This window comes from Streptomyces sp. NPDC047869, from assembly GCF_040704065.1.
Lineage (GTDB): Bacteria > Actinomycetota > Actinomycetes > Streptomycetales > Streptomycetaceae > Streptomyces.
Window position 1 is genome coordinate 99,251 of record NZ_JBEYRK010000001.1, and the last position, 20,634, is coordinate 119,884.

15 protein-coding genes and 1 tRNA gene are annotated in these 20,634 nt (G+C 71.3%); 2 read left to right on the forward strand and 14 right to left on the reverse strand.

From position 1 onward, the window contains the following. Positions 1-162 precede the first annotated feature (162 nt). The 3 genes from AB0924_RS00475 to AB0924_RS00485 are packed head-to-tail and all read right to left on the reverse strand — an operon-like array spanning position 163 to position 2,170. On the reverse strand, positions 163-1,563 hold the full coding sequence (locus AB0924_RS00475) for a phage/plasmid primase, P4 family (protein ID WP_366910315.1): 1,401 nt from the start codon (positions 1,561-1,563) through the stop codon (positions 163-165). Further along, positions 1,560-1,970: a hypothetical protein gene (locus tag AB0924_RS00480; RefSeq protein WP_366910316.1), complete on the reverse strand. Its 411-nt coding sequence runs from the start codon at positions 1,968-1,970 to the stop codon at positions 1,560-1,562. The genes AB0924_RS00475 and AB0924_RS00480 overlap by 4 nt, the downstream gene beginning before the upstream one ends. After that, positions 1,967-2,170: a helix-turn-helix domain-containing protein gene (locus tag AB0924_RS00485; protein WP_366910317.1), complete on the reverse strand. Its 204-nt coding sequence runs from the start codon at positions 2,168-2,170 to the stop codon at positions 1,967-1,969. The genes AB0924_RS00480 and AB0924_RS00485 overlap by 4 nt, the downstream gene beginning before the upstream one ends. Before the next feature lie 119 nt (positions 2,171-2,289). Between AB0924_RS00485 and AB0924_RS00490 the strand changes: the two genes are divergently transcribed. Together AB0924_RS00490 and AB0924_RS00495 are read left to right on the forward strand one after the other, a co-directional pair. After that, on the forward strand, positions 2,290-2,751 hold the full coding sequence (locus AB0924_RS00490) for a helix-turn-helix transcriptional regulator (protein WP_366910318.1): 462 nt from the start codon (positions 2,290-2,292) through the stop codon (positions 2,749-2,751). After that, the gene (locus tag AB0924_RS00495) at positions 2,751-3,944 is read left to right on the forward strand and encodes a site-specific integrase (protein WP_366910319.1); all 1,194 of its coding nucleotides are present in this window, start codon (positions 2,751-2,753) and stop codon (positions 3,942-3,944) included. The genes AB0924_RS00490 and AB0924_RS00495 overlap by 1 nt, the downstream gene beginning before the upstream one ends. Before the next feature lie 103 nt (positions 3,945-4,047). Here AB0924_RS00495 and AB0924_RS00500 read toward each other — a convergent pair. From AB0924_RS00500 to bldG, 11 genes are all read right to left on the reverse strand, one after another. Further along, positions 4,048-4,121, reverse strand: a tRNA-Thr gene (locus tag AB0924_RS00500). Between the two features lie 107 nt (positions 4,122-4,228). Further along, a complete protein-coding gene (locus AB0924_RS00505; RefSeq protein ID WP_366910320.1) occupies positions 4,229-5,854 on the reverse strand; it encodes an alpha/beta hydrolase in 1,626 nt (541 codons plus the stop codon). 96 nt (positions 5,855-5,950) lie between these two features. Further along, entirely contained in the window at positions 5,951-7,156 is a 1,206-nt protein-coding gene (locus AB0924_RS00510; protein ID WP_366910321.1) for a DNA polymerase III subunit delta', read from the reverse strand. Between the two features lie 176 nt (positions 7,157-7,332). Further along, positions 7,333-10,644 (reverse strand): dTMP kinase, encoded by a 3,312-nt coding sequence (tmk, locus tag AB0924_RS00515; protein ID WP_358932896.1) that lies wholly within the window; start codon positions 10,642-10,644, stop codon positions 7,333-7,335. 155 nt (positions 10,645-10,799) lie between these two features. Beyond that, positions 10,800-13,655, reverse strand: coding sequence for a type I DNA topoisomerase (gene topA, locus AB0924_RS00520; protein WP_358932898.1), 2,856 nt, complete (start codon positions 13,653-13,655; stop codon positions 10,800-10,802). Between the two features lie 257 nt (positions 13,656-13,912). Further along, positions 13,913-14,110 (reverse strand): hypothetical protein, encoded by a 198-nt coding sequence (locus AB0924_RS00525; protein WP_358932900.1) that lies wholly within the window; start codon positions 14,108-14,110, stop codon positions 13,913-13,915. 285 nt (positions 14,111-14,395) lie between these two features. Continuing rightward, on the reverse strand, positions 14,396-15,946 hold the full coding sequence (locus tag AB0924_RS00530; RefSeq protein ID WP_358932902.1) for a class I SAM-dependent methyltransferase: 1,551 nt from the start codon (positions 15,944-15,946) through the stop codon (positions 14,396-14,398). Positions 15,947-16,115: 169 nt separating this feature from the next. Then, positions 16,116-16,721 (reverse strand): small secreted protein, encoded by a 606-nt coding sequence (locus AB0924_RS00535; protein WP_358932904.1) that lies wholly within the window; start codon positions 16,719-16,721, stop codon positions 16,116-16,118. A gap of 213 nt (positions 16,722-16,934) precedes the next feature. After that, positions 16,935-19,340, reverse strand: coding sequence for a sodium-translocating pyrophosphatase (locus AB0924_RS00540; RefSeq protein WP_358932906.1), 2,406 nt, complete (start codon positions 19,338-19,340; stop codon positions 16,935-16,937). Between the two features lie 316 nt (positions 19,341-19,656). Further along, the gene (locus AB0924_RS00545; RefSeq protein ID WP_199211410.1) at positions 19,657-20,094 is read right to left on the reverse strand and encodes an ATP-binding protein; all 438 of its coding nucleotides are present in this window, start codon (positions 20,092-20,094) and stop codon (positions 19,657-19,659) included. A gap of 158 nt (positions 20,095-20,252) precedes the next feature. Next, positions 20,253-20,594, reverse strand: a complete 342-nt coding sequence (gene bldG / locus AB0924_RS00550) for an anti-sigma factor antagonist BldG (protein WP_010986038.1) — start codon at positions 20,592-20,594, stop codon at positions 20,253-20,255. Positions 20,595-20,634 lie beyond the last annotated feature (40 nt).

The following is a 20,634-nucleotide window of genomic DNA, read 5'->3' on the forward strand; positions in this document are numbered from 1 at the left end:
TGGTGGCCGCCAATGAGGCAGCAACGGGAGGTAGTTGGGGGGGCCTGGATGATCTTGTGTGTGCGGGCGGTGTGTAGGGTTGTGCTGGGTTTTCCGAAACTCTCCATGCGCACATGGGTGGGGATTAACGGGAAACCCGACACAACCCTGCACTTCCGCAGGTCAGGCGGCTTCTTCCTCCTCGTCGTCCTGTTGGGCGGCCATCAACATCACGCCCCGGTACAGCCATCCGCTGCTGCTGCGCTTCTTCTCGAAGCCGCGGGCCTTCATGGAGGCTGCGAACGTCACCTCCGTTCCGATCTCCTCGGAGCGCATTCCGCTGTCGTGGCACCAGTTCGTCCATGCCGTGAACAGCTCGCGGGCCTTCACGTATCCGTGCTGGTTCTGCTGCGTCCGCTCGCCGAGGAACCGTCCGAGGGCGTCGCTGTCAGCCCGGTACTGCTCGGTCCGCACACGTACCGCCTCAGGCGGGTTCAGTCCCTGCTCCTGGTAGGCGACCCATCCCCTGTAGGCCCAAGCGAGGACGGCCGAGGAGGCGGCCTTGAGGCGTCCCGGCAGGTCTCCGTCGCGCTCTTCCTCGGGGATGACGACGTCGAACGGGACAACGAGGGTGCGCCGCCAGACGGCCGGGTCGTCGCCGCTGACGGCCGGCAGGTGGTTCGTCAGCATGATGAGCGTGTGCGACGGGTCGAAGGTGATCGGGTTCTTGTGCATGAGGTTGGCTTCGATCTGGTCGCCGCCGACCAGCCGCTTCATGGTGGCTTCGGCGAACTTGCGGCCCTTCTCCGTCTCGGAGCAGAAGACGAGCCGGGCGCCGCGGAGCCGCATCTTGAAGGCGCCGTGCCGCTCGTGCTTGGACTCCATGAGGATGGCCGGGTCCACTTCGATGGCGTAGTCCCCGAAGGCGGCCATGAGCGCGTCACGCAGGGTGCCTTTGCCGTTGGCGCCGGTGCCGGTGAAGATCGGCATGACGTGCTCGGTGACCTTCCCGAGCATGGCGTAGCCGAAGAGCCGCTGCACGAACGCGCGCACGTCCTCGTCGGGCAGGATGCGCTCGAGGAACTTTTCCCACTCGGCGGCCCGCAGGTCGCCCGGCCAGGGCGTGGTGATGCCCCCTCCGGCCACCTTCGTGATCAGATCCTCGCGGTCGTTCTGCTTGGTCTCCCCAGTCAGCAGGTTGATGGTGCTGCGGGGAGTGTTGAACAGGTGCGGGTCGGCATCAAGCGCCGTCGAGGCTGTAGAGATCGGATCGAGCGAGCCTGCGATGCGGAGCATGCCCTCCATGCCGGACGCGGTTTCGCTGCGGCGGGCGTCGTTGTAGAGCTCGCCGCGCTCCTTCTCGTCCAGGCCGGGCAGCTCGGCGAGGGCGGTCTTGATGGTGTCGACGGCCGCCTGCATGTCCGCCCGCTTCTCGTCGGGCTTCCATCGGGCGCCGTCCCACTCGTGCCAGCCGATCCTGTGGACGTGCCGCAGGTGGTCGGCGTGCTCCTGCACGAACCGTTCGGCCATGCGGAGCTGGCCGCGGTGCTTCACGGGCCGGGCGCTGTCGCTGGAGCTGGTCACGCGGCCTCCTTCCTGATGCGCTGCTGCTTGGCGAGGAGCTGCTGCCACGCCTTTTCGCAGGCTTCGGTGGTGGCTCGCTGCCAGAGCGGCTCGGGTTGGGCGAGCGCCCGGTTGAGGTTGTCGGCGATCTCGTCGCCGTAGTGCAGCCACATCTGGGCGAAGGCGACGAGGCCGGCCATCTTGCGGGGGTCCTCGAGGGGGAGGGCCTTCCAGTCGTCGCTGCCGTAGTCGACGTAGTCGCCGCGCAGGTACCGGCGCTTCGCGTCGGCCCAGTAGTCGGCGATGATGGCGGCCGGTTCCGTCTCCGGCTTGGCGTCCGGTACCGTGGCAGACGGACGACCGCCCGCCGCGGAGTCTTTCTGAAACGCCCCGGATAGCCGCCGGGGCGTTTCTGCGTTCGTAGTCATGCCGCGGCGCCTCCGCTCACGGTGCGCTCGTCCAGCCACCGCTCGATCGCGCTGCGCTTGTACTTGATGCGGCCGCTACGGCCGGGGCTCGTCTTGATGTAGTCCGGTCCGGTGCCCATCCAGCGCCAGCTGGCAAGCGACTGCTCGCTGAAGCCGTAGACCGCTCGTACCTGCTTGGGGCTGAGCAGTTCGTCAGCCATTTAATGCCTCCATTCATGTTCAGATTGACCACGAATGTAGATACAGTGGCCCCATGACAAGAGTGAAGGTACCACCCTCGGAGCAGGAATGGACACCTCATCGGCCTAGTCTTCTCTCTATGACCGAGGAGAAGCGCCGCGCGCGCCCTGCAGTCCAGTACGGCCCGACCGCGGCGACCGTGGCCGCGAACGTAGCTCGCCTCCGGAAGGCGCGGGGCTGGAGCATCTACGCTCTGGCCGGCGCCATGGAGAAGGCGGGCCGCCCGATCACGCCCTCCGCGGTCGCCAAGCTGGAGAAGATGCAGCGGCAGGTGAGCGTGGATGACCTCACGGCCCTTGCTGCCGTGCTGCGCGTGAACCCGTCCGCTCTGCTGCTGCCCCTCACGGACTCTGCCGCTGAGAGCGTGGAGATCACAGGTGTGGGGACTGTCGACGCCGAGAGGGCGTGGGAGTGGCTGGACGGGGAGATGCCCATCGAGCGCATCGAGCCGGGAGACCCGTCGGGTGCGCTTCTTCAGTTCCAGGTCTACGCCCGGCCGCCGGGCCGGCGCATGCAGTTGTCCCCGGGTGAGGTGGATTGATGGCCCGAGTCTGGATCGAGGATCGCGCGAACCACGCGGACTACCAGGCCGCCTACGAGAAGTGGCAGGCCGACAAGAAGGCGGGCAGCAAGCGGCAGCCGCCGGGCCGCTGGCGGGTGCGCTGGTACGGCCCGGACAACAAGCCGAAGGCCAAGACGTTCGTGAAGCTGCCGCAGGCTGAGGCCGAGGTGCACGCCATCACAGCCCGCCTGGACAAGGGCTCGTACCGGGACCCGAAGTCCGGGAAGACGGCCGTGCGGATCGTCGCCGAGGAGTGGCTGGCCTCGAAGCGGAAGATCGGCCGGTTGACGAAGCGGGACTACCGGGACCTGCTGGACAACTACGTGCTGCCGAAGTGGGGTGACTGGCAGGTCGCTGCGGTCCAGTGGGAGGACGTCAACGCGTGGCTGACCGAGCTGGAGACGAAGCCGGGGAAGTCCGGCCGGCTGCTTGGCGCCACCCGCATCATCAAGGCGTACCGGGTGCTGAGCATGACGATGAAGCATGCGGTGTTCTCGAAGCGGATCGCCGTGAGCCCGTGTCACGACCACGAGTTGCCCCGGCCGGACGACGAGGACGAGCACGTCTATCTCACCTACGAGCAGCTGGAGCGGCTGGCCGTGGAGGCCGACGAGTACCGGCTGCTGATCCTCACCCTGGGGTATTGCGGCATCCGGTGGGCGGAGGCCTCCGCGGTGAAGGTGGGCCGGCTGCAGGTGCCGCAGCGGCGCATGCGGATCGTGCAGAACTTCACGGACGTCAGCGGCGTGCTGGCCCTGGGGCCGGTGAAGAACCACGAGAAGCGCTCGGTGCCGCTCCCCCGGTCGTTCGCGAACGAGCTGGGCGACCTGGCCAAGGGGCGGAAGGCTGACGATCTGCTGTTCACCGCTCCGGAGGGCGGGCCGCTGCGGTACGCGAACTTCCGCTCGAGGGTGTTCGACCCAGCGGTGAGGGCGGCCGGCCTCGAGGGCCTGGGCATCACCCCGCACAAGCTGCGGCACACGGCCGCCTCGCTGGCGATCGCCGCCGGGGCTGACGTGAAGGTGGTCCAGCTGATGCTGGGGCACAAGGACGCCAGCATGACGCTGAACATCTACGGCCACCTGTTCCCGGACCGGTTGGACGAAGTGGCGGACGCCCTGGACGCGGGCCGAGCTGTCGCACTAGCGATGGCGGATGCGTCGCTCACCTAGATCACCCGCCCGCAGCAGGGTGTACTAAATGTGTATGAGCCCCGGTCGGTGATCTTGACCGGGGCTCATCTCGTACCGCCGTTGACCAGCGGGTTTATCCCTGAGCCGCTTTCGGGATTCGAACCCGAGACCTACGCATTACGAGTGCGTTGCTCTGGCCATCTGAGCTAAAGCGGCGCGCTGTCCGCACTATGGTGCGATCAGCAACGTCGGTAAGTCTACACAGTTTCGTGGGGTGCTTCGTACCCGCCTCGGAGCGGGGGGCTCCGGGGCGGGTGCGAGGGCTATGAGCAGCGTTTTCCGGGGGGCGGCGGGGTGCCGTTGAGGAGGTAGGCGTTGATCGCCGAGTCGATGCAGGAGCTGCCGCGACCGTAGGCGGTGTGGCCGTCGCCGACGTAGGTGAGGAGGCGGCCCGAGGAGAGCTGGGCGGCCAGGGACCGGGCCCAGCGGTAGGGGGTCGCCGGGTCACGGGTGGTGCCGACGACCACGATGGGGGCGGCGCCCTTCGCCTCGATCCGGTGCGGCTCGCCGGTGGCCTTCACCGGCCAGTACGCGCAGTTCAGCGAGGCCCAGGACAGGCCCGCGCCGAAGACCGGGGACGCCTTCTCGAACGCGGGCAGCGCCTCCTCCACCTGCTCGGGGCCGGTGAAGGCGGGCGGCAGGTCGAGGCAGTTCACGGCGGCGTTGGCCATCATCAGGTTGCTGTACTGGCCCTTCGCGTCGCGTTCGTAATAGCTGTCGGAGAGGGCGAGCAGGCCGGAGCCGTCGTTCTTCCGCATCGCCGAGGTCAGCGCCTCGCGGAGCCGCTCCCAGGCCGCCTGGTCGTACATCGCCGCGATCACTCCGGTGGTGGCCAGCGACTCGACGAGCTTGCGGCCGCCGGCCGGGACGGGATGGGCGTCCAGCTTGCGGAAGAAGGCCTTGAGATGGTCGCCGACCTGCGCGGGAGTGGTGCCCTTGGCGCCGAGCGGGCAGTCGGAGCGGGTCACGCAGTCCTTCGCGAACGCCTGGAACGCCGTCTCGAAGCCGGCCGTCTGGTCCAGGTTGATCCTGCGGGAGTCGAGAGAGGGGTCGACCGCGCCGTCCAGGACGAGCCGGCCCACCCGGTCCGGGAACAGGCCGGCGTACGTCGCGCCGAGGAAGGTGCCGTACGACGCCCCCACGTAGTTCAGCTTCGGATCGCCGAGCACCGCCCGCAGGATGTCCATGTCCCGTGCCGCGTCGACGGTGGACACGTGCCGCAGCAGCCGCGCCGAGCGCGCACCGCAGCCCTCCGCGAACTTGCGGAACTGCCCGACCAGCGCGTTCGTCTCCTGCCGGTCGTCGGGGGTCACGTCGGTCTGGGTGAAGGTGTCCATCCGGGGGCCGTCGAGGCACTCGACCGGCTCGCTGCGCGCGACGCCCCGCGGATCCATCGCGACCATGTCGTAGAGCGCGCGGACCTCGGCGGGGTAGCCGATCCCCGCGTACTGCTCCAGGTAGCCGATGGCCGAGCCGCCCGGGCCGCCCGGGTTGACCAGCAGCGAGCCGAGCTTGTCCTTGCTGGTGGCGTTCTTGCGCGCGACGGCCAGCTTGATGTCCCCCGCTCCGGGGTCGGCGTAGTCCAGGGGCGCCTTCATCGTGGCGCACTGGAAGCCGGGGACACCGCAGGCCCGCCAGCGCAGGTGCTGGCCGTAGTACGGGGCCAGCGCCGCGGGCGTGGCCCGTGGCAGCGCGGCCAGCGCCGCCTCCGCCGCGCCGGTGGTCGCCGTGGTGGAACTCCCGGCGGAGCAGGCGGACACGAGGAGTGCGGCGGCCGCGATCAGGGCGCCCGTGACACGGGCCGTCGCCCGGGATCGGGTTCGGGCGCGCGGTGCGGTGCGGGTCCGGCCGGTCCGTTGGGGACGGCGGAGGGAGGGCCAGGTGTGCATCAGGCGATCGTAACGCTGAGCGACGTGATGAGTACGCGACGTACAGAGTGTGGCCCCGTACGGGGGACGGAGTCCGTCAACCACCGTACGTCCGGCTCACCCGGCCCGCAGTGCCATCGTCATCGCCTCCACCGCGAGCAGCGGGGCCACATTGCGGTCCAGGGCCTCACGGCAGGCGGCGATCGCCTCGATGCGGCGCAGTGTGGACTCCGGGCTGCTGCCACGGGCCAGCCGGTCCAGGGCGTCCTCGGTGTCGCCGTTGGCGATCGCGCCCCGGGAGCCGAGCTGGAGGGCGAGGACGTCGCGGTAGAAGCCGGTGAGATCACCGAGGGCGACGTCGAGGCTGTCCCGCTGGGTACGGGCTTTGCGGCGCTTCTGCATGGCCTCCAGATCCTTCATCACGCCGGCCGTACCGCGCGGCAGCCGACCGCCCTGGGCCGCGCCCAGCGCCGCCTTCAGCTCCTCGGTCTCCTTGTCGTCCATCTCGTCGGCGAGCTGCTTGGCGTCCTCGGCGGCCGCGTCGACCAGTTCCTGGGCCGCTCTGAGGCAGGACCCGACCTCGTCCAGCCGCAGCGGGAGCCTGAGCACGGCGGCCCGCCGCTCGCGAGCGGCGGGGTCGGTGGCCAGGCGGCGGGCCCGGTCCACATGGCCCTGGGTGGCGCGCGCGGCGGCCTCGGCCGCCGCGGGTTCGATGCCGTCGCGGCGTACGAGCATGTCGGCGACGGCTTCGACCGAGGGCGTGCGCAGGTTCAGGTGGCGGCAGCGGGAGCGGATGGTCGGCAGGACGTCCTCGATCGAGGGGGCGCACAGCAGCCACACCGTGCGGGGCGCGGGCTCCTCCACCGCCTTGAGGACGGCGTTGGCCGACCTCTCGTTCAGCCGCTCGGCGTCCTCGACCAGGATGATCTGCCAGCGGCCGTTGGCCGGGGCGGTGTACGACTTGCGGACCGTGTCCCGCATGTCCTTCACCAGGATCTCGGCGCCCACGGCGGCGACCGTGCTGACGTCAGCGTGGGTGCCGAGCAGCGCGGTGTGGCAGCCGTCGCAGAAACCGCAGCCGGGGGTGCCGCCGAGGGCCCGGTCGGGGCTCACGCACTGCAGGGCCGCGGCGAAGGCCCGTGCCGCCTGGTTCCGGCCGGCGCCGGGCGGGCCGGTGAACAGCCACGCGTGCGTCATCCTCGACGCCTCCGGCGGCGGCTGATCCGCGGCCGCGGCCGTGACGAGGGCGTCGGCGTCCCGCGCGGCGGCGTCGAGCACCGCGCTCACCTTGTCCTGTCCGACGAGGTCGTCCCACACGGTCATGGGTCACGCCGTCCTTCCGTCACACTCCGCGTTCCGCCCTCCATTGTGCGGGCGGGCACTGACAACGACGGCGGCGCCCGCCGGTACCCCGTGGGGTCCGGCGGGCGCCGCCCGGTGTTCCTCGCTCGGCGTGCCCGTTCGGCAGGCCCGTGCGATGTGGTCCGCGGCGTCGGCGGTCAGCCGCGCCGGCCACCGCGGCCACGCCGCCTACGGGGCTCGTCGTCGCCGGACTCGTCCCGCTCCGGCTGCCGGTCGTCGTAGGACCCGAGCAGTTCGTCCGCCAGGGAGGGCAGGTCGTCCAGCGGGGTCTCCTCGGCCCAGTCGGGCCGGGGGCGGCTGCGAGGTGTGCCGTCGGCGTCGATCCGGGGCATCTCCCGCGTGCGGTCCTCGCCGCCGTCGGGACGGGCGGCGCTCCGCTCGTCCCGGGAGTCGTCCCGGAAGTAGCCGGGCGGCACCCGGTGCGCGGGGTCGTCGTCCCGCACCGGCGGCAGCACGGCGGTCTCGTCGGCGGCACCGGACGGGACGGGCGGCAGTACGGCGGTCTCGTCGGCGGACACGGGCGGCAGCACCGCCGTCTCGTCCGCGGCGCCGGAGGGGGCCGGCGGCTGCGGCAGCTCGGCCGTCACCTCGGAGTCGGTCGTGCGGCCCGCCGAGCGCGCGTCCTCGGCCCGCTCCTCACGCACCGGCCGCAGCACCGCCGTGTCGTCGTTGCCCGGCGAGACCACGGGAGTGGGCACCGTCTCCGCCGCGCCCGGCGAGACCACCGGCGTCGCCACGGTCGCCTCGTCGGGCGTCATGCCCGGGACCTTCGGCTGCGGCGTGCCGGGCCGGCGCGCCGCGCTGTCGGCCGCCTTGGCCGCCTCGGCCGCCTGCCGGCGCGCCTCTTCGGCGCGCAGCAGCGCCTCCTCGGCCTTCCGCTGCTTGTCCAGGCGCCGTGCCTCTTCCTCGGCGCGCAGCCGGGCCTGTCGCGCTTCCTCGTCGGCGCGCAGCCGGGCCTCCTCCTCGGCCTGCCGGCGCCGGCGTTCCTCCGCGGCGCGGCGGCGGGCCTCCTCCTCGGCGCGGGCCTTCTCCTCGGCGAGCAGCCGCTGCCGCTCCTCCTCGGCCCGGCGGGCGGCCTCCTCGGCCCGCTGCCGGGCTTCCTCCGCCTGCCGTTCGGCCTCGCGGCGCTGCGCCTCCTCCAGCTCGCGGCGCTTGCGCTCCTCCTCCTCGGCGCGCAGCTTGGCGAGCTGTTCCTGGCGCTCGCGCTCCAGGCGCTCCTCCTCGGCCTTGCGCGCCGCCTCCTCCTCGGCCTTGCGGCGCGCTTCCTCCTCGGCCTTCTTCCGCGCCTCCTCCTGAGCCTTGATCTCGGCCTCGGACAGCGGCAGCACGGTGTCGAGCCGGTGCCGGATCACGGTGGTGACGGCCTCGGGCTCCTGCCCGGCGTCCACGACCAGGTAGCGGCCGGGGTCGGAGGCGGCGAGGGTGAGGAAACCGGCCCGTACGCGCGCGTGGAACTCGGCCGGCTCCGACTCGAGGCGGTCGGGGGCCTCGGTGAACCGCTCGCGGGCGGCCTCCGGCGAGACGTCCAGCAGGACGGTGAGGTGCGGGACGAGTCCGTTGGTGGCCCACCGGTTGATGCGGGCGACCTCGGTCGGGGACAGGTCGCGGCCCGCGCCCTGGTAGGCGACGGACGAGTCGATGTACCGGTCCGAGATGACGACAGCGCCCCGCTCGAGGGCGGGCCGTACGACGGTGTCGACGTGCTCGGCGCGGTCGGCCGCGTACAGCAGCGCCTCCGCGCGGTGCGACAGGCCGGCCGAGGACACGTCCAGCAGGATCGAGCGCAGCCGCTTGCCGACGGGGGTGGCGCCCGGCTCGCGGGTCAGCACGACCTCGTGGCCCTTGGCCCGGATCCACTCGGCGAGGGCCTCGGCCTGGGTGGACTTGCCGGCGCCGTCGCCGCCCTCCAGGGCGATGAAGAAACCACCCGCCGCCTGGGCGGTGACCGGGTCGTCGCCGCCGAGCAGCGCGTCCTTGAGGTCGTGCCGCAGCGGGACGCCGGAGCGGTCGTCGGCCTTGGCCAGGACGATCACGGCAACCGGCAGCAGCAGCGCGCCGACCAGCATCAGCGTGAACGAGGCCCCGCCGTGCGCGAAGACGAACTTGCCGTTCTCCAGCCGGTGCGGGCCGATGAGCCCCGCGACCACGGGAGCGATCAGGGCGCCCAGCGCTATGAAGACCCGTACGACCGCGTGCAGGTGCTCGGTGGTGCGTGCCCTGCGGTACTCCTCGGTCTCCTGGTCGAGCAGGGCGTGCCCGATGTTGGCGGCGATGCCCGCGCCGACGCCGGCCAGCGTGACGATCAGCAGCACGGTGGTGACGTCCGGGACCAGCCCGGCGGCCAGCAGGGCGACGCCGGTGAAGGCGATGGCGAGCGCGAGGAGGCGGCGGCGCGAGAGCGACGGCAGCACCGAGGGCGCGGTGCGGATGCCGACGGCGACTCCGCCGGTCAGGCCGAGGACCAGCAGGCCGTAGAGAACCGGGCCGCCGCCCAGGTCCCTGGCGTGCAGCACGCACACCGCGACGGCGGCGGCGATGGCTCCGGCGACGGCGGCGCAGGCCGGGACGAGCAGCGGGATGGCGCCGGTGCGGCCCTTGTCGACGCCGGTGCCGGTGCGCGGGCGGCGCAGCCCCTCCAGCGGGGACCGCGCGCGCGGGGTGCGCGTGTCCGGCAGCTCCAGGGAGGTCAGCACGGACAGCGACGCGGCGAACAGGCCGGCCGCGACATAGGAGGCGAGGGCCGCCTGGTGCTGGTCGAACCAGGCCACGCCGGTGCCGAGCAGGTTGTTCAGCAGGGCGGCGGCGACCAGGACGGCGGCGGCCAGCGGGACGGCAAGGAAGGCGGTGCGCAGCGCGAGCCGGCGCAGGGCGTCCAGGTGGTCCGGCAGCGGGCGTACCGTCGCGCCCTCCGGGGGCGGGGCGGGCAGCAGGGCGGGCGCCGCGCTCTCCCGGCACACCGTCCACAGCCGCTCGGCGACGCCGGTGACGAAGACGGTCACCAGCAGGACGGCGAGCGCGTTGTCCGGGATCCAGTCGATCCACAGGGGCGCGACGATCAGCAGCGCGACCCGCAGGCCGTCGGTGCCGACCATGGTCCAGCGACGGTCGAGCGGGCCCTCCTGGGCGGTGAGCGCGGTCAGCGGGCCGAGGAGGACGGCGCCGAAGAGCAGGGTGGCGAGAATGCGCGCCGCGAAGACGGTCGCCACTGCGAACGCCGCGCCCCGGTACCCCCCGCCGAAGGAGCCCTCGGCGACGGCCGCCTGGAGGACCAGGACGATCAGCACGAGGAGGGCGAGACAGTCACCGACACCGCTCACGAGCTGCGCGCTCCACAGGCGCTTCACCTGCGGTCGGCGCAGCAGTGAGCGGACGGCGCGCTCGCGGGAGTCCGCGACCAGGGCGTCGTCCGGTGCTGGCGTGGGGGCCGTTGGCTGCTCGGCTCGCGTCATGCGTTCAGCCTATCCGCAGGCGCCGACACCACACCTACCACTCCTGACGTGTGCACGCCCCGACATCAAAGTGATGCCGGGGCGTTCGTTTCGCGAAGCCGGATCCGGAGCCGGGCCGGCCGGAGTGACGGTCCGGCCGGCGGCCCGGCGGGGTGTCAGTCCTCCGTGCCCGAGGCCGTCGCCTTCGAGGCCGTCGCCTTCTTCGCGGTCGTCTTCTTGGCCGTGGTCTTCTTCGCGGCCGCCGTCGTCTTCTTCGCCGCCGTCTTCTTGGCGGTGGCCTTCTTCGCGGGAGCGGCCTTCTTCGCGGTGGCCTTCTTCGCCGTCTTCTTCGCGGGGCCCTTCGCCCGCTTCTCGGCGAGCAGCTCGAAGCCGCGCTCCGGGGTGATCGTCTCGACGCTGTCGCCGGAGCGCAGGGTCGCGTTGGTCTCCCCGTCGGTGACGTACGGCCCGAAGCGGCCGTCCTTGACCACGACCGGCTTGGCGGAGACCGGGTCCTCACCCAGCTCCTTCAGCGGGGGCTTGGCGGCGGCCCGGCCACGCTGCTTCGGCTGGGCGTAGATCGCCAGCGCCTCTTCCAGCGTGATCGTGAAGAGCTGCTCCTCGGCCTGCAGCGAGCGCGAGTCCGTGCCCTTCTTCAGGTAGGGGCCGTAGCGGCCGTTCTGCGCGGTGATCTCCACGCCCTCCGCGTCGGCGCCGACGACCCGCGGCAGCGACATCAGCCGCAGCGCGTCGTCGAGGGTCACCGTGTCCAGCGACATCGACTTGAAGAGGGAGGCCGTCCGCGGCTTGACCGCGTTCTTGCCGGTCTTCGGGGTGCCCTCGGGGAGCACCTCGGTGACGTAGGGGCCGTAGCGGCCGTCCTTGGCGACGATCTGGTGGCCGCTCACCGGGTCGGTGCCCAGCTCGAAGTCGCCGCTCGGCTTGGCCAGCAGTTCCTCGGCCAGGTCGACGGTCAGCTCGTCGGGCGCCAGGTCGGCCGGGATGTCGGCGCGCTGGTGCTGCTCGGTGTCCTTCTCGCCGCGCTCGATGTAGGGGCCGTAGCGGCCCACCCGCAGCACGATGTCGTTGCCCACCGGGAAGGAGGACACCTCGCGCGCGTCGATCGCGCCCAGGTCGGTCACCAGCTCCTTGAGGCCGCCGAGGTGGTCCCCGTCGCCGTTGCCCGCGTCGGCCGCGCCGCCCGTGGCACCCGCGGTGAAGCCGCTGTCCGGCACGGTCTCACCGAAGTAGAACCGCTTCAGCCACGGCACGGCACGCGCCTCGCCGCGGGCGATGCGGTCGAGGTCGTCCTCCATGCGGGCGGTGAAGTCGTAGTCGACGAGCCGGCCGAAGTGCTTCTCCAGCAGGTTGACCACGGCGAAGGACAGGAAGGACGGCACCAGGGCCGTGCCCTTCTTGAACACGTAGCCGCGGTCGAGGATCGTGCCGATGATCGACGCGTACGTCGACGGGCGGCCGATCTCCCGCTCCTCGAGCTCCTTGACCAGGCTGGCCTCGGTGTAGCGGGCCGGGGGCTTGGTGGCGTGGCCGTCGACCGTGATCTCCTCGGCGGACAGCGCGTCGCCCTCGGCGACCTGCGGCAGCCGGCGCTCGCGGTCGTCCAGCTCGGCGTTCGGGTCGTCGGCACCCTCGACATAGGCCTTGAGGAAGCCGTGGAAGGTGATCGTCTTGCCGGACGCGCTGAACTCGACGTTCCGGCCGTCGGCGGCGGTGCCACCGATCTTCACCGTCACGCTGTTCCCGGTCGCGTCCTTCATCTGGGAGGCGACGGTCCGCTTCCAGATCAGCTCGTAGAGCTTGAACTGGTCGCCGGTGAGGCCGGTCTCGGCCGGGGTACGGAAACGATCACCCGAGGGCCTGATCGCCTCGTGCGCCTCCTGCGCGTTCTTGACCTTGCCGGCGTACGTACGCGGCCGGTCCGGCAGGTAGTCGGCGCCGTAGAGCTGCGTGACCTGGGCGCGGGCGGCCGCGACGGCCGTGTCGCTCAGCGTCGTGGAGTCCGTACGCATGTACGTGATGTAGCCGTTCTCGTACAGCTTCTGGGCGACCTGCATCGTCGCCTTGGCGCCGAAGCCGAGCTTGCGGCTGGCCTCCTGCTGCAGCGTCGTCGTACGGAACGGGGCGTACGGCGAGCGGCGGTAGGGCTTGGACTCGACGGAGCGCACGGAGAAGCGGGTGTTCTCCAGCGCGGCGGCGAGGGCGCGGGCGTTCGCCTCGTCGAGGTGCAGGGTGTTCGCGCTCTTCAGCCGGCCCAGGGAGTCGAAGTCGCGGCCCTGCGCGACCCGCCTGCCGTCGACGGTCTGCAGACGCGCGACCAGCGACGACGGGTCCGACGGGTCTCCGGCGCGGCCGGTCGCGAAGGTGCCCGTCAGGTCCCAGTACTCGGCGGAACGGAAAGCGATGCGCTCGCGTTCGCGCTCGACGACGAGCCGGGTCGCGACGGACTGGACGCGGCCCGCCGACAGACGCGGCATGACCTTCTTCCACAGGACCGGCGAGACCTCGTAGCCGTAGAGGCGGTCGAGGATGCGGCGGGTCTCCTGGGCGTCGACCATGCGCTGGTTGAGGTCGCGCGGGTTGGCGACGGCCTCGCGGATCGCGTCCTTGGTGATCTCGTGGAAGACCATCCGCTTGACCGGGACCTTGGGCTTGAGGACCTCGAGGAGGTGCCACGCGATGGCCTCGCCCTCGCGGTCCTCATCGGTGGCGAGGAAGAGCTCGTCCGAGTCCTTCAGCAGGTCCTTGAGCTTCCTGACCTGGGCCTTCTTGTCCGCGTTGACGACATAGATCGGCTCGAAGTCGTGCTCGACGTCCACGCCGAGCCGGCGCACCTCACCGGTGTACTTCTCGGGTACCTCCGCGGCACCGTTCGGGAGGTCGCGGATGTGCCCGACGCTCGCTTCGACTACGTAGCCGGGGCCCAGGTAGCCCTTGATCGTCTTCGCCTTGGCAGGCGACTCGACGATGACGAGTCGGCGGCCGCCTTGTGCGGTCTCGCTGGTCGGGGACAACTTCGCTCTTCTCTCCGGTCGACGCCGGCCACTCCCCCGGCCTTCGTCCCGGGGTCGCGGCGTGCTTCTGGCTCGTGTGACGCTGCGGAGTGTGACGGTACATCCCGCCCCCGTGTCAAACGGGAAAAGCCCACAACGGCCACTCGAACGGTAACCCGACTACCGGCATTCCTGCCGCCCGGACTCCTCGGCCGCCCCCGCTCCCCTGTCCGGAGCGTGACGCTCCTATTACCGGAGCGGTACCACGGCCGCCGACGTCAGAGGCGGGTCAGGCAGTACCCGGCGAGGCCCAGCGCGACGACCGCGACGGCACCGGCGAGGGCCGCCGATGCGACCGGGCTCACACCCTGGGCGACCGGCTGACGGTGCCGTACCCGGGTGCCGGTCCACACCAGCAGGGCACCCCCGAACAGGGCGAACACCACTCCGGCGAAGATCGCCGGTCCGCTCTCCATGACCCCGCCCGCCCCTTCCGCGCCGTCCGCCGTACCCAGCGCGGGGAGGGTGGCACGCGCGGGAGACGGGCGGGCGACATCGGGGTGAACGGAAGGCCCCCGAGCATTCGAACGCGGGCACGAACGCGCCCCGGCCGAACCGCACCCGTATTTTTCCGGCCGTTTTACCGGCACCGGCACGTTCCGGCCTGTGCCACCGGCATACGACGACGGTCCGGACGCGGCTACGACGGCCCGGGGAGCGGTGGTACGGCAGCGTGGCGCGGGGACGTCACCGCGCTCCCGTCACCGCGACCCGTCGCGCCCCGTGTCCGGCCGGCGCGCCGGTTCCAGGAAGCCCTGCTCGACCAGCAGCCGGATCTGCGCGGGGGTGCGGTCGCGCAGCAGGACCGGGTCCTCGCCGACGAGCCGGGCGATCGCGTCGAGGATGCGGCCGGCGCTCAGCGTGCCGTCGCACACGCCGGCGAAGCCCGCGCCGACCGTGTCCACCTTCGTGGCACGACGCATACCGCGGTGCTGACGCAGCACCACGTGCTCGGGGTCCTCCGCGCCGGGCAGCCCGACCTGCTCCTGGACCACCTCGGCGGTCAGCACGAAGTGGCCTTCGAGCAGGGCGGCGTCGTCGTGGTCCCGGAGGTAGTCGAGGCGGTCGAAGTGCGCCCGGATCGCCTCCCCGAGCGGCTGTTCGATCGAGTGCGGCCACTCCTCCACGGTGATCGAGGGCTCCGCCGCCCCGGTCCTGCGCAGGGTGATCCAGCCGAAGCCGACCGACTTGACCTTGCGCGCCTCGAACTCGTCGAGCCAGGCGTCGTAGCGCGCCTGGTACTCCGCCGGGTCGCCGCGGTGGTCCCCGGCGTCCCGGAGCCACAGCTCGGCGTACTGCGTGACGTCCTGCACCTCGCGCTGCACGATCCAGGCATCGCACCCGCGCGGCACCCACGACCTGAGTCTGTCCTGCCAGTCCTCCCCCGCGACGTGCTGCCAGTTGGCGAGGAACTGCGCGAACCCGCCCTCGCTGAGTCGTTCCCCCGCCTGCTGAACGAGCGAGCGGCACAGATCGTCCCCGCCCATGCCTCCGTCGCGGTACGTCAACCGGGCGCCCGGCGAGATCACGAACGGAGGGTTGGACACGATCAGGTCGAACGTCTCGTCGTCCCGGACCGGCTCGAACAGCGACCCCTCGCGCAGGTCGGCGGCCGACGCGCCGGAGAGCGCCAGGGTGAGGGCGGTGATGTGCAGCGCGCGCGGGTTGACGTCGGTCGCCGTCACGCGCGTGGCGTGCGAGGAGGCGTGCAGTGCCTGGATGCCGGAACCGGTGCCGAGGTCGAGCGCGGAGGCGACGGGCGTGCGCACGGTGATGCCGGCCAGGGTCATGGAGGCGCCGCCGACGCCCAGGACCACTCCCTCGTCCCGCCGGCCGATGCCGCCCGCGCCGCCGACCGCGCAGCCCAGGTCGGACACGATGAACCAGTCCTCGCCGTCGGGGCCGCCGTAGGGCCGTACGTCCACGGTCGCGGCGACCTCGTCACCGGCCACGGACCTGAGCCAGCCGCCCTCCAGCGCCTCCGCGACGGGCAGAACGGACGCCACGCGCGCGTGCGGCACCGGTTGCTGGAGCAGGAAGAGGCGTACGAGCGTCTCCAGCGGCGTGTCGCCGCGGGTGGCCCGGAGCGCGGGCACGGTCTCGCTGCGGGCCAGCGCCGCGTAGGCGGGGGCGCCGAGCAGATCGAGCAGCCCGTCGGCGGTGAAGGAGGCGGCGAGCAGGGCGTCGCGCAGGCGTGCGGCGACGTCGGGCCGGTCGGTTGCGGGCAGGGGGGCGAGGCCGGAGTCAGTCACGTCCCCATTGTGGCCCGGCGCGGCCGGCCGGGGCCGCCTCAGCGCGGCGGGCGGGCCGACCGTGTCCGCCGGCCCCGGATGCCTGTCGGGCACCCGGGGCCGGCCGGCCACGGATGCCGTCCGGCCGCCCGCGACGTCTGTCTCCCGGGCGGTCGGTCGGCCGCCGGGGTCAGCCGGTCGTGGCCGACGCGGTGGCGGAGCCCGATGCGGCGACCTTGCAGCTCGGCTGCTTGGCGATCGCCTCCTTCACATCGCCCTGCTCCAGCCGCTTCAGCGCCTCCGTGCCGCTGTTGCTCTGCTCGCCGATCTGCTTCGTCTGGTCGGCGACCTCGTGCAGGCCCTTGGCGAACTTGCCCTGGTCCTTGGTGTCCAGCCCGTCGACCTTCTTCTTCAGGTCGCCATAGGCCGTGGCGAGGCCGGCGAGGTTCTTGGCGGCGTCCTTCTGCCGCTTGGCACCGCCCTCGACCCCGGGAGGCGCTCCGGCGCTGTTGATGGCGGCGGCCAGCCCCTTGTAGCCGTCGGCCATGTCCTGGAAGGCCGACGCGTACGTGCTCTTGGCCGTCTTGGGCGGCAGGTTGCTGTCCGTGGCTATCTTGGCGATGGAGGCGTTCGCCTCCCTGATCTTGGCGTCCTGCCCGGGCACCGCGTCGCACACCGTCTTGGCCCAGGCGACCAGCTTGGGGTCGGGCCCGCTGTCCTTGCTGCCGCTGCATCCCGACAACGCCACTACCAGTACCGCACCGCCGGACAGTGCGGCCGTGAGCTTCTTGTTCACCGGATCGGTCCCTTCCATGGCTCTCGGCCCCCGGAATCTACACGGCATACCGACACCCCCCACATGCCGAAGGCCCCGGAAGTCTGCTTTTGTGATTCTTTGCACCATGGGAGAGAAGGCTCACGGCCGGGGCGGCACCGCACACGCGACGGGCGGGCGGCACGTCAACACGTGCCGCCCGCCCGCCCGTTGCTCAGACCCGGTGAAAGGGGGCTACGAAACGACCGCCGCGTCGGGCGAGTTGGAGACCCGCTCGGCGCTCTCGTCGTCGCCGACGGCGATCCCGCGCCGCTTGGAGACGTACACCGAGACGACGATGACCAGCAGCGCGAGGATCGCGATCCCGATCCGCACGCCGAGGTTCTTGTCGTCGCCGTAGGAGAACTTGATCACCGCGGGCGCGATGAGCAGCGAGACCAGGTTCATGACCTTCAGCAACGGGTTGATCGCCGGCCCCGCGGTGTCCTTGAAGGGGTCGCCGACCGTGTCGCCGATCACCGTGGCGGCGTGGGCCTCGCTGCCCTTGCCGCCGTGGTGGCCGTCCTCCACCAGCTTCTTGGCGTTGTCCCAGGCGCCGCCGGAGTTGGCGAGGAACACCGCCATCAGCGTGCCGGCGCCGATCGCGCCCGCGAGGTAGGAGCCGAGCGCGCCGACGCCGAGCGTGAAGCCGATGAAGATCGGCGCCATGACCGCGAGCAGACCGGGTGTGGCCAGCTCGCGCAGGGCGTCCTTGGTGCAGATGTCGACGACCTTGCCGTACTCGGGCTTCTCGGTGAAGTCCATGATCCCGGGCTTCTCACGGAACTGCCGCCGCACCTCGAACACCACCGAACCGGCCGAACGCGACACGGCGTTGATGGCCAGTCCGGAGAAGAGGAAGACGACCGCGGCGCCCGCGATGAGACCGACGAGGTTGTTGGGCTGCGAGATGTCCAGCGACAGGCTCATCGGTGAGCCGGGGCCGGTGAGCTTCGCGCCGACGTCCTGCACGTTGGTGGTGATGGCGTCCCGGTACGAGCCGAAGAGCGCCGATGCCGCGAGGACGGCGGTGGCGATGGCGATGCCCTTGGTGATGGCCTTGGTGGTGTTGCCGACCGCGTCCAGATTGGTGAGCACCTGGGCGCCCGCGCCCTCGACGTCACCGGACATCTCGGCGATGCCCTGCGCGTTGTCCGAGACCGGCCCGAAGGTGTCCATGGCGACGATCACACCGACCGTGGTGAGCAGGCCGGTGCCGGCCAGGGCCACCGCGAACAGCGCGAGCATGATCGAGGTGCCGCCGAGCAGGAACGCGCCGTACACGCCGAGCCCGATGAGCAGGGCGGTGTAGACGGCCGATTCCAGACCCACCGAGATGCCGGAGAGGACGACGGTGGCCGGGCCCGTGAGGGAGGTCTTGCCGATGTCCCTGACCGGGCGGCGGTTGGTCTCGGTGAAGTAGCCGGTGAGCTGCTGGATCACGGCGGCGAGCAGGATGCCGATCGCCACCGCCACCAGGGCGAGGATCCGCGGGTCGCCGTCCTTGGCGCGGATCGCCGCGTCGGTGACGCCGCCCAGGTCGGAGTACTTCGCGGGCAGGTAGAGGAAGACCGCGATCGCGACCAGTACGAGGGAGATCACCGCCGAGATGAAGAAGCCGCGGTTGATCGCCGTCATGCCACTGCGGTCGGCCCGGCGCGGCGCGACCGCGAAGATACCGATCATGGCGGTGAGCACACCGATCGCGGGCACCAGCAGCGGGAAGGCGAGCCCTGAGTCGCCGAAGGCGGCCTTGCCGAGGATCAGCGCGGCCACCAGGGTGACCGCGTACGACTCGAACAGGTCCGCCGCCATGCCCGCGCAGTCGCCGACGTTGTCGCCCACGTTGTCGGCGATGGTCGCGGCATTGCGCGGGTCGTCCTCCGGAATGCCCTGCTCGACCTTGCCGACCAGGTCGGCGCCGACGTCGGCGGCCTTGGTGAAGATGCCGCCGCCCACGCGCATGAACATGGCGATCAGGGCGGCGCCGAGGCCGAAGCCCTCCAGCACCTTCGGCGCGTCGGCCGCGTACACCAGCACCACGCAGGAGGCGCCCAGCAGGCCGAGCCCCACCGTGAACATGCCGACGACGCCGCCCGTGCGAAACGCGATCTTCATCGCGGTGTGCGAGACGGTGGTGAGATCTTTTTCGGGTTCGCCTTCGCCCGGGGTCGCTTCCCGGGCCGCGGCGGCGACGCGCACATTGCTGCGCACGGCGAGCCACATGCCGATATAGCCGGTGGTCGCCGAGAACACCGCGCCGATCAGGAAGAACACCGATCGTCCGGCACGCTGATTCCAGTCGTCCGCGGGCAGCAGCAGGAGCAGGAAGAACACGACGACGGCGAATACGCCGAGCGTGCGCAACTGCCGGGCGAGATACGCCTTGGCACCTTCCTGGACCGCTCCGGCGATCTCTTTCATGCTGTCGGTGCCCTCGCCCGCCGCCAGCACCTGGCGCACCAGGACGCCTGCGACCGCGAGCGCGGCCAGGGCGACGGCCGCGATCACCGCCACGATGATCCGGTTGTCTTCCGTGAGTACCGCGGCCGCGAGGGTTGTGGGGTGGCCAAACTGATGAGGGGTAGAAAGCCCCGCCATTCGTCCTCCTTGACGCTTGGGCTGAGCTCAAGATGTGGACGGATTGTAGGTACCCCGGAGTGATCTAAACAGGGGACGGGAAACGGAATTCGCCTTGTTGTGCTCCTCAGCAAATGATCGAGCGCCCGCCATGAACCCGAAAGTGGTAACGCCTCAAAGGCATTGACGGCCACATTGATGCTTGATCAAATTATCAGGGTATTGATCGTGAATTCCTTCACGAATTCCCGGCCGTGCCGGAGACAGCACGAAGGGCCCTGCTCAGCAGGGCCCTTCGATGCGCTGTGCGCGGTGCGCGGACGCGCGATGCGCGGGTTCAGACGAGCGTGACGGCCGGCGGGGCGGTGGGCCAGCTCATGCGGATCAGACCGCCGTCCCGGCCCGTGGTGACCTCCACGTCGTCAACGAGGCCGCTGATGACCGCGAGGCCCATCTCGTCCTCCTCGGCCTCCACGTCCGCGTCCGCGGCGGCTCCGCCGGCCACTCGCTCGGCGGGGACGGCGTGCGGGGCCTCGTCGCCGACCTCGATGGAGAACTGCTTCTCGTCCTCGATCAGCGCCACCTTCACGGGTGCCGTGATGGCGTTGCTCTGGTGGAGTCCGACGGCACGGGAGCAGGCCTCGCCCACGGCGAGGCGCACCTCGTCGAGTACCGCCTCGTCCACTCCGGCCCTGCGCGCCACCGCTGCCGCAACCAGGCGGGCGGTCCGGACGTGCTCGGGCAGCGCGCTGAAGCGGAGTTCGACGGTGGCCATGCATCCCCCTCGCGACTACGGGCGTGCGGTCCGGGGGCGGGGCCGCCGAGAGCCCGCACCCCCTGCTGGTACTACTGGGCCCCGGGCCAACCGGCCCGGGGCGGGGCCGACCGCTGTTCCGGGCCGGCGAGCGGCCCGGAACAGGTGACCGGCCAGGGTCAGTCGGTGGCCGCCACCGCTTCCTCGACCGAGGTGTGGATCGGGAACACCTTGGTGAGGCCGGTGATCCGGAAGATCTTCAGAATGCGCTCCTGGTTGCAGACCAGGCGCAGCGAGCCCTCGTGGGCACGCACCCGCTTCAGGCCGCCGACCAGCACGCCGAGCCCGGTGGAGTCGAGGAAGTCCACGCCCTCCATGTCGACGACGAGGTGGAAATTCCCGTCGTTCACCAGCTCGACCAACTGCTCGCGCAGCTTGGGCGCGGTGTATACATCGATTTCGCCACCGACCTCGACGACCGTACGATCGCCGACGGTACGGGTCGACAGGGACAGGTCCACGGATCCTCCAGCACCTTGCTATCGAGCGGTCGCCCCTCGG